The sequence below is a fragment of the Pseudomonas sivasensis genome, from assembly GCF_013778505.1.
Taxonomy (GTDB): Bacteria; Pseudomonadota; Gammaproteobacteria; order Pseudomonadales; family Pseudomonadaceae; genus Aquipseudomonas; species Aquipseudomonas sivasensis.
Map to the genome: position 1 here is coordinate 67,409 of NZ_JAAOWU010000024.1, position 9,384 is coordinate 76,792.

Here is a 9,384-nt window from a genome sequence, read left to right on the forward strand (position 1 = left end):
TTGCCCATGTTGATCCTTAGTGAGGCTCAGGGATAAACGCTACGCTGCCCTCTTCACGCCTCTGAAACAGCCGCTCGCCATTGTCCGGCTGGGTGGTGATCCGCTGATGGTCGGCACCCAGATAAGCCAGCGGCGTCGGATCATCCTTGGAAAACTGCGCGACGATGATCGTACGTTGCGGGTCAAAGGCCTGGCCGCTGGTTTTTTCCAGCCAGGCCATCAACGCGGCGCTGTCGCCCTGGCGGGGGAAGTCCTGGGTCTCGGCGATGTAGTAGAACGGCTTTCCGCCATTTTGAAGGTACATCGGCAGTTTGTTATCGACCTCTATCAGCACCATCTGCCATTGATTCCAAGGCGCGGTTTTGCGCGCTTGGGATTGCACATCCTCGGCGAAGCGGGTCACGCCGCCGTTGCCGTTGGACCAGGGATAGGCCACGCCGAGTATCAACAGCATGAGTGCGGCCGTGATCCCCAAACCCTTCTGCCAGCGCGGCCAGCCGGCGGGCTTTTTCAGCACGCGCTCACTTACCCACCACGCAGCCAGCAACTGGGCAAATGGCACCAGCGGCAGCACGTAGTAGCTGCGCCGGCTGCCGCTGGCGGTGAAGAACACAAACAACAGGCCCAGGCCCCATACCAGCCAGCGCACGTTCGGCGGGGTATGGCGCCAGTGGCGCACCGCCAGCCACAGACCGAGCAGCCAACACGGCGTCCAGGGCAGGGTGTAGGCGGGCAGGTAGATCAGGTAGGTGTAGATCGGCCCCATATGGTCGAACGGGTCGAAGAAACGCACTACGTTTTCCCGAAACACCAACGCCAGGCCGCTCTCGCCATAGGTCGGTGCGCCGTAGAAGTGCGACAGCACGAACGGCACGGCATACACCGCTGCGGCGATCAGCACGGCCAGCACCAGGCGTAGGTTGAGGTGGCGCTTGTAGCGCTGTTCGCTGAGCAGGTGCGGCAGCAGCACCAGGCCGGGCAGTACAAAACCGATCAGGCCCTTGAGCAGCGACGTCAGGGCCAGTAACAGGAAAAACACAGTGTAGCGCCACAGGCGTGTGTCGTCGGGGCCACGCCAATACCAGGCGACTGCCGCCAGCACGCCGCACACGGTGAGCACATCCGCTGTGGCCACGCGGGCCCAGAACAGGAAGTAGAACGTGGTGGCGAGCATCCAGCCGGCGATCAGCCCCGTGCCCTTGCGGAACAGGCGTTCGCCGATCAGGTACACCAGCCACACACTCAACCACGCGCCGATGACCGATGGCAGGCGCAACGACCAGGGGCCGAGGCCCCCCATCAGGTGGGCCGCACAGGTGATCAGCCAGTAGGAGGGCAGGGGTTTGTCGTAATACGGCACGCCCTTGAGATACGGATCAAAATAGTCACCGCTCTGCAGCATCTGCAAGGCGATGTTCGCCCAGCGGGTTTCCGCGCCCCACAGGTCGCGCGCGCCCAGGCCGGTGAGCAGCAGCAGGGCCGAGACGCCCAGTAACAGCAGCAGGGCGCCGCGGTCAGTCTTGAAATACCCCAGCATCATGGCGCCTGCGGGTAGAGGATAAGTTCCAGGTAGCCCTTGTGATAGCGTTTGCCTCCGGGTGGCAATTGCCCGGCCTCGCGCATTTCACTGGTGCTGTTGACCCGCAGCAGCACGCCTACGGAGCCGTGCTGGCGCGCCTCTTTGAGCCAGTCCTGAACCTGTTCCAGCTCCACTTTACGTGTTACCGAGCCGGCGTATTGCAAGCCGTAGCGCAACTCGCCTTCGGTGTCATACAGCGCCACGTCGGCGCGTTTCAGGCGCCAGGCCAAGGCGCTGGCACTCCCCAGTTCATTGCTCAGCAGTGTATTGGTTTGCTGCAACTCATCCAGGTGCTCCAACACGAATTGGTCGGGCATTTCGTTATCTGCGATATAGGCTGGCATGCTCGACGGCAGCATTACCACCAGCAGGCCAATGCCCAAGGCCGGCATTGCCCACAGCGTCAGTGGCCGTATGCTTTGCAACAGGTTGGTGAGGATCCATCCCAGTAGCACGATAAACGCCAGCGACAGGCTGAACATCTCTGCATGGCTGTTGCTGTACAGCGGCCTGGCGACTTGCAGGTAGATCAGGCTGACCATCGCGGCCATGCCGATGACGAAGTTGAACAGGCCATTGAGGCGTAGTGTGCGGGTTTTGCCTTGGCTGACCAGGTCGCTCAAGGTATGCCCCATCAGCAACGCCAGGGGCAGCAGGCACGGCATGATGTAGGTCGGCAGTTTGCCGTTGCTCAGGCTGAACAAGCCCAGCGGCAGCAGCAACCACAGGGCCAGGAAGGCGATTGCCGGCTGGCGTTTTTGTTTCCAGGCCAGGTGCAGGGTGTTGGGCAGAAGCCCGGTCCACGGCAAGCAGGCCACCGCCATGATTGGCAGGAAAAACCACCATGGCCGCACATGTTGGGCGTCGTCGGCGCTGAATCGGCGGATGTGTTCATTCCAGAAAAAGAAGCGCCAGAAATCCGGTTCCTGGTTGTGGATCGCCAGCACCCAGGGCAAGCACACCAGCACGGCCACGCCGATGGCCAGCGGGCCATACCGCAGCAGCTCGCCCAGGCGCCGTTGCCAAAGCATATAGGGCAGGACGATCAGCACTGGCAGCGCCCACGCCAGGAAACCCTTGGTCATGAACCCCATGGCACACGCAAATCCCAACACGGCCCAGGCACCCAGACGGCTGCGCAGGGTGTGGCTGTCGAGGGCAAACCACAGCGCCACCAGGCTCAGGTTGACCCACAAGGTGAATTGCGGATCGAGGTTGGAGTACCCCGCTTGCCCGGCCACCAGGCCAAAACTCAGGTAGAGCAGGGCGCAGGCGAAAGACTTGCGTGGGTCGTTCCACAGTCGCCGGGCGATCAGGTACGCCAGCAGCACGCTCAATCCGGTGGTCAAGGCCGAGGCGATGCGTACACCGAACAGGTTCTGGCCAAACACCGCTTGGCCCAGGGCAATCAGCCAATAACCGGCGGCGGGTTTTTCGAAATAACGGATACCCATGAAGTGCGGCGCCACCCAGTTTCCGCTTTGGAGCATCTCCTGGCTGATCTGGGCGTAACGGGTTTCATCCGGTATCCACAAACCATGCAGGCCCAGTGGTAATAGATAAAACGCGACGAAGGCCAGTAATAAAACCGGCAGGGGTTTAAAGCGGGTCATGACAACGTCGCTCCTTGACGTCTGGTGGTGGTTTTTTCAACTAATGAAGTAAAGGCGAAAGTCGTCACAGCGTTCACTGAATAACGGGAAATAGTCATAACGACCTTAAAAAAGGGCGCAACTAAACATGCCCGAATAGGGCTGTCTTTTTGCTGAACATAAGCCGTAGTGGCAGGAAGGGAATGCGTTAGATTTGTTTGAGCGCGGCCGGCCAATCCTGGTTTTTCATGGTGCCCAGGGCCTTGAACTTGCCGTTGGCCAGCACCTGCACGAATAGCGCGCTGCCGTACTCGGAAAACTTGGCGTGGGGGAAGCCCAGGGTGGTTTCGAAGTCAGCAATGCAGCCGCTGTGAGTGACGAAGACGAGGTTGCGTCCGGCCTGTTTGTGGCTGAGCAACTCTTCGCCCATGGCCTTGCCGCAGACGGCTTGTTCGCTGGCGGTCATCTCGGTTTTGCCGAACATGAAACGCGAGGTCTGGGCGGTGCGAATGGCGGGGCTGGAGAGTACGTCGGTGCCGTCCATGCCCAGTGATTTAAAGGCTTTGCCCATGTTTTCCGCGTGCTGGCTGCCATTAATCGTCACGCCTTCCACTGGGCCCAGACAAGGGTTGCTCGAACGGTCGCAGCGCTCTTCATGACGCACCAGCACGATCAGATCGCCGTCGCGCCACAGTGGCAGCACCTCGGACGTCAGCAGACGATTGCCTACGCCCAGATCCCGTGGCGAGGTCGGCCAGAACAGCGCGCAAGTGAGCAGCGCTCCGACCACGGCAAGCCCGAGCCAAAGCGGTTTGAGGCGCTTGAGAAAGGCCCGGCGCGAGCGTGGTTTAATCAGGGTAATGTCAACCACTTCATTCACCTTGGACGCTGTTGGCAATCTTGTATTAGTTAGGCGCAACGTGTTGGCGAATAGCCGCAGTGGAGCAGAAGGCTGTCACAGGGCTGCTGTCTTTTCGCTGAACATGCTGCGGTTAAAAGTTGCCAGGGTTGGCAACTAAGAAGTTGCCGACGAGTGACGCTTGGCCGGTAATTTAAAGTGCGGTGGGTCGGTGGCCGGTGAAAAGCATGTGAAAAATTTGCGTGGCCTCGATTCCCAACCGTTATTCTCGATGGCCACCCCTCCGATGAGTGCTCCCATGCTGCAGGCGCAAGGTGTCTTCAAAAGCTATGCCACCCCTCAAGGCCCGTTGGCGGTGTTGGCAGGTGTGGATTTGCACCTGGCCGCACGCAGCAGCCTGGCGTTGATGGGCGAGTCGGGCAGTGGAAAAAGCACCTTGTTGCACTTGGTGGCGGGGCTTGATCGGTTGGATCGCGGCAGTATCCAAGTGGGTGAGCAACGCCTCGACCAGATGAGCGAGGCGCAACTGGCTCACTGGCGGCGCACTGAAATTGGCCTGGTGTTCCAGCAGTTCAACCTCATTGGCAGTTTGCGCGTCGACGACAACCTGGCGTTCCAGGCCCGGCTGGCGGGGCGCTTTGATCCGCTCTGGCAGGCGCAGTTGGTGGAACGCCTGGGCCTGGGCGACTTGCTCAAGCGCTATCCGGAACAGCTCTCGGGCGGCCAACAACAGCGGGTCGCGGTAGGGCGTGCCTTGGCGTCGCGGCCAGGCTTGCTGTTGGCTGACGAACCCACCGGCAACCTCGACGAAGCCACCAGCGACGAGGTGTTGCAACTGATGCTGGACCTGTTGCGCGACAGCGCCACCAGCTTGTTGATGGTCACCCACAGCCCCCGTATCGCCGCACGGCTGGACCAGCAGGTGGTGTTGCATCACGGCCGCGTCCTGCCTGCGGATGCTCGCTGAAATGGCGGTGTTTTATTGGACACTGCGCGCGTTGCTCAGCCATTGGCGGCGCCACCCGGTGCAGTTTTTCAGTGTGCTCACCGGCTTGTGGCTGGCCACCGCACTCTTGACCGGCGTGCAGGCCCTCAACAGTCAGGCGCGCGACAGCTATGCCCGCGCCAGCCAGTTGATCGGCGGCGAACCCCAAGCCAGTCTCAGTGCGCCGGACGCTGCCAGTTTCCCGCAAACGCTGTTTGCCGAACTGCGCCGCGCGGGTTGGCCGGTGTCGCCGGTGGTGCAGGGGCGGTTGCAGCTCAAGGGGCATGAGGACGTGCGCCTGCAATTGATGGGCCTCGACCCGCTGTCGTTGCCCGGCAGCGGCGCGGTAGCGGGGCAGCGCTTGAGTCAGGCGCAGATGCTCGCCTTCTTTGACCCTCCGGGGCGTACCTGGATCGCGCCGCAAACCTTGCAGGCCCTGGGGCTGCACGAAGGGCAGCAACCCCTGGCGCTGAACGGGCAACGTCTGCCGCCGCTGCAAGCCCAGCCGGACATGGCGCCCGGGCTGTTACTGACCGATATCGGCTTTGCTCAACCTTTGCTTGAGATGCCTGGGCAGCTGTCGCGGCTGCTGCTGGACAAGGCCTTCGCCGCCAGCCATCCCACGCCTCCCGCAGGGCTGCAACTCAGGCAGGGCGAGGACAGCAACTTGGCGCGCCTCACCGAAAGTTTCCACCTGAACCTTGATGCGCTGGGCTTCCTGTCCTTTGTGGTGGGGCTGTTTATTGTGCACGCCGCCATCGGCCTGGCCCTGGAGCAACGCCGCGGACTGCTGCGCACCTTGCGTGCCTGTGGGGTCAGTGCGCGTTTGTTGATCCTCGGGCTTGGGGTGGAATTGGGCGCGTTGTCGCTGCTGGGCGGCGTGCTCGGCGTCGCCAGCGGATACCTTCTGGCCAGCCTGCTGCTGCCGGATGTGGCTGCCAGCCTGCGCGGGTTATATGGCGCCGAAGTGCCGGGACAGTTGAGCCTGAGTCCATGGTGGTGGCTGGCGGGGTTGGGCTTGAGCCTGTTGGGTGCCTTACTGGCCGGTGCCAGCAGCGTGTGGCGGGCGGCGCGCTTGCCGTTGCTGGCGCTGGCCAACGCCCAGGCCTGGCACGAGGCCCATGGTCGCTGGTTACGGCGTCAGGGCTGGGTCGCCGGAACGGCATTGCTGATCGCGCTGTTGGCGCTTTGGCTGGGCGACAGCTTGGCGGCGGGGTTTGTATTGATGGCGGCCTTACTGCTTGGCGCGGCCTTGGGCTTGCCGGTATTGCTCAACGGGCTGCTCAAGGCCGTGTTGGGACGCAGCCGTTCAGTGCTTGGCCAGTGGTTTCTTGCCGATTGCCGCCAACAACTGCCGGCTTTGAGCCTGGCACTGATGGCGCTGCTACTGGCCCTGGCCGCGAATATCGGCGCGGGCTCCATGACCTCGGGCTTTCGCCACACCTTCAATCATTGGCTGGAACAACGCCTCACTGCCGAGCTGTACCTCAACCCGCAAACCCCGGCCCAGGCGGATCAGCTCAGCACCTGGCTGGCGCACCAACCGTTGGTGCAGAGGGTGTTGCCTACCTGGCAGATCGCCGTGCAAGTGCAGGGCTGGCCAGCGGATCTGTTCGGGGTGGTCGACGATCCGACCTATCGCGAGCACTGGCCCTTGTTGGACGCTGCCGATGCACCTTGGGACCGGTTGCAGCGTGACGACACCTTGATGCTCAGCGAGCAGTTGGCACGCAGGCTTTCAGTCAGGCTCGGGGATTCGATTGATATCCCCACGCCTCAAGGCCTCTGGTCACCCAAGGTGGTGGGGATTTACGCGGATTACGGCAATCCCAAGGGGCATATCCTGGTCAATTCCGAACACCTGCTGGCGCACTGGCCGACGCTCTCACCCGCGCGCTTCAACCTGCGCGTCGCGCCGTCTGATGTAGCGCCACTGGTGCGAGAAGTGCAGCGCGCATTTGCCCTGGACGACAGCCGCATCGTCGATCAACAGCAACTCAAGGGCTGGTCGAGCCAGGTGTTCGAACGCACCTTCGCCGCGACTGCGGCCCTCAACAGCCTGACCTTGGGCGTGGCCGGCGTAGCGCTGTTCATTAGCCTGCTGACCCAGAGCCAGAGCCGCCTAGGCCAGCTCGCACCGCTGTGGGCGCTGGGCGTGACACGTCGACAATTGATGTTGCTGAACCTGGGCCAGACCTGGCTGCTGGCGGTGCTCACCCTGATGTTGGCGTTGCCGCTGGGGGTGTTGTTGGCATGGTGCCTGGACGCGGTGATCAACGTGCAGGCCTTTGGTTGGCGGCTGCCGCTGCAGGTGTTCCCGTGGCAGCTCGCACAATTGCTTGGGCTGGCGATGCTCGCCACATTGTTGGCATCGGCCTGGCCGTTGTGGCAGCTGTACCGCAGCCGTCCGGCGGATTTGCTGAGGACCTTTGCCCATGAAGATTAAGGCGTTGATGTGCGCGTTATTGCTGCTGGCGGCTTGTGACAAAGCGCCCGCGCCCCAGGAGAGCTTTGCAGGCCTGGGCAGCGATGCGGCGGACTTTGCCCAAGTGCTGCCCGGCAAGGTGTTCAGCTTTCCCGAGGACCATGGCCCCCATGACGGCTTTCGCATCGAGTGGTGGTACGTCACCGCCAATCTGAAGGACGCCCAAGGCAATGTGTTCGGCGTGCAATGGACGCTGTTTCGCAACGCCTTGAAAGCCGGGTCGACCCAGGCCGGCTGGCGGGATTCGACGGTGTGGCTCGGCCATGCCGCCGTCACCTCCGCCAACCGCCATTACGCCGCCGAACGGCTGGCCCGTGGCGGCGTTGGCCAGGCCGGTGCCCAGGCAGCGCCGTTCAATGCGTGGATTGACGATTGGAACTTTGCCAGCCGTCCTGGCGCGGTCAGTGCATTGGCGGATATGCAACTCAAGGCCAGCGCAGAGCACTTCGCCTACGACTTGCGGCTGACCTCCAGCCGTCCATTGGTGTTGCAAGGTGACAACGGCTACAGCCGTAAATCCGACCAGGGCCAGGCGTCGTATTACTACAGTCAGCCGTTCTTCACCGCCAATGGCAGCGTCAGCATCGATGGCACAACCTATCAAGTCACTGGCCCGGCGTGGCTCGACCGCGAATGGAGCAGCCAACCACTGAGCGCCAGCCAGACTGGTTGGGACTGGTTCTCCCTGCACCTCGACCGGGGCGCGCAACTGATGCTGTTTCGCGTACGCCAGAAGGACGGCGGCGGTTATCTCACCGGCACCTGGATCGACGCCCAGGGACGTACAGAGACCTTGCATAACGCTGACATCCAGCTGACACCGCTGGAAACCACGGCCATCGATGGGCGCAACCTGCCGACGCGCTGGTCGCTGAAAATACCTGGCAAACAGCTGGATATCACCACTGAAGCCGTCAACCCGAACGCCTGGATGAACCTGAGCATTCCGTATTGGGAGGGGCCGGTGAGGTTTGACGGGGGCGTGGGCTACCTGGAAATGACCGGGTATTGAGGGTACTTCCGTAAGGGCATGTCCGCGTTGACGTAGGTAACTTCCCAAATGTTATTCAGCCTTCCTCGGGTTGTGTCCGGGGTGTATCTGCTTGCTTATATTTCGACGCCATCTTCATTGCATCCCGGATGTAAGGCATGGCGCAGAGCTATCTCAACGACCGCACGATGGACTATCCGAGTGTGAAATCCCGCTTGATGGGTAGTGCTCCGAGCCGGCAGCGTTCTGATCATTTTGATGTGTTGAATCGGCACCTGCGCCATGGGCTGGTGACGCCGGGTCAGATGGTGATTATTCCCGATGCCTACAGCGTGACGTGTTCGTTGGAGGAGGCCTGGTTGATGCGCCGGGCGGAAGAAATTCACCGGCAGTTGGCGCAAGACGCGTCAGTCGGAACGGCGGTGATCAATAACTATGACTTGCTGCAGAGCTTTCTCGCGTACAGCTCGATCGGGGTGGGCAGCGTGACGTCGGCGTGGTCGCGGCATCTGGACGAGGTGGCGCATACGCTGGAGAACATTGAGCGGTTGCATCAGCGCTTTCGGGACGGTGGGTTGGACCGGCAGGCATTTTTTCGCCAGCGCCAGGTGTTGTTGTCGCTGTTGGACACCCAATTGCAAGGCGCGGCGCGCTATGGCACGGGTTTGCAGGGCAATCAGGGGTTGAAGAAGCTGCTGGGGATTTCCACGAAAAGCTATCTGAAGAAGGGTGAGATCGCCGGGTACGCGCAGCGGATTCGGGAGATCGCGCAGATGTCAAAGTGGTTGGGCAAAGGCACGTATGTGGGGTTGGCGCTGGACGTGGGCGTGGCGGGATTGGAGATCAAGGAGGCGTGTGTGACGGGGCGGGAGGCGCAGTGTCGGAGGGCGAAG

General features: G+C 62.0%; 7 protein-coding genes. 4 read left to right on the forward strand and 3 right to left on the reverse strand.

Annotated features, from left to right (window positions below):
- Positions 1–16 precede the first annotated feature (16 nt).
- The 3 genes from G9Q84_RS26575 to pmrG all read right to left on the reverse strand — a co-directional run bounded on the left by G9Q84_RS26575 (position 17) and on the right by pmrG (position 4,051).
- Positions 17–1,537, reverse strand: a complete 1,521-nt coding sequence (locus tag G9Q84_RS26575; RefSeq protein WP_420875428.1) for an ArnT family glycosyltransferase — start codon at positions 1,535–1,537, stop codon at positions 17–19.
- Positions 1,537–3,192, reverse strand: coding sequence for a lipid IV(A) 4-amino-4-deoxy-L-arabinosyltransferase (arnT, locus tag G9Q84_RS26580; RefSeq protein ID WP_181644350.1), 1,656 nt, complete (start codon positions 3,190–3,192; stop codon positions 1,537–1,539). Before arnT ends, G9Q84_RS26575 begins: the two co-directional genes overlap by 1 nt.
- A gap of 187 nt (positions 3,193–3,379) precedes the next feature.
- Positions 3,380–4,051: a lipopolysaccharide core heptose(II)-phosphate phosphatase PmrG gene (gene pmrG, locus G9Q84_RS26585; protein ID WP_338104111.1), complete on the reverse strand. Its 672-nt coding sequence runs from the start codon at positions 4,049–4,051 to the stop codon at positions 3,380–3,382.
- Between the two features lie 277 nt (positions 4,052–4,328).
- On the opposite strand from pmrG, the gene G9Q84_RS26590 reads away from it, so the two are divergent.
- The 4 genes from G9Q84_RS26590 to G9Q84_RS26605 all read left to right on the forward strand — a co-directional run.
- Positions 4,329–4,997 carry an ABC transporter ATP-binding protein gene (locus G9Q84_RS26590; RefSeq protein ID WP_181644352.1) on the forward strand — a complete coding sequence of 223 codons (669 nt, stop codon included), beginning with the start codon at positions 4,329–4,331 and terminating at the stop codon, positions 4,995–4,997.
- Between the two features lies 1 nt (position 4,998).
- Complete coding sequence (locus tag G9Q84_RS26595; protein WP_181644353.1) at positions 4,999–7,461, forward strand: ABC transporter permease; 2,463 nt, start codon at positions 4,999–5,001, stop codon at positions 7,459–7,461.
- Positions 7,451–8,512 (forward strand): lipocalin-like domain-containing protein, encoded by a 1,062-nt coding sequence (locus tag G9Q84_RS26600; protein WP_181644354.1) that lies wholly within the window; start codon positions 7,451–7,453, stop codon positions 8,510–8,512. The genes G9Q84_RS26595 and G9Q84_RS26600 overlap by 11 nt, the downstream gene beginning before the upstream one ends.
- A gap of 137 nt (positions 8,513–8,649) precedes the next feature.
- On the forward strand, positions 8,650–9,384 hold a 735-nt coding region (locus G9Q84_RS26605), incomplete at its 3' end, for a hypothetical protein (RefSeq protein WP_181644355.1).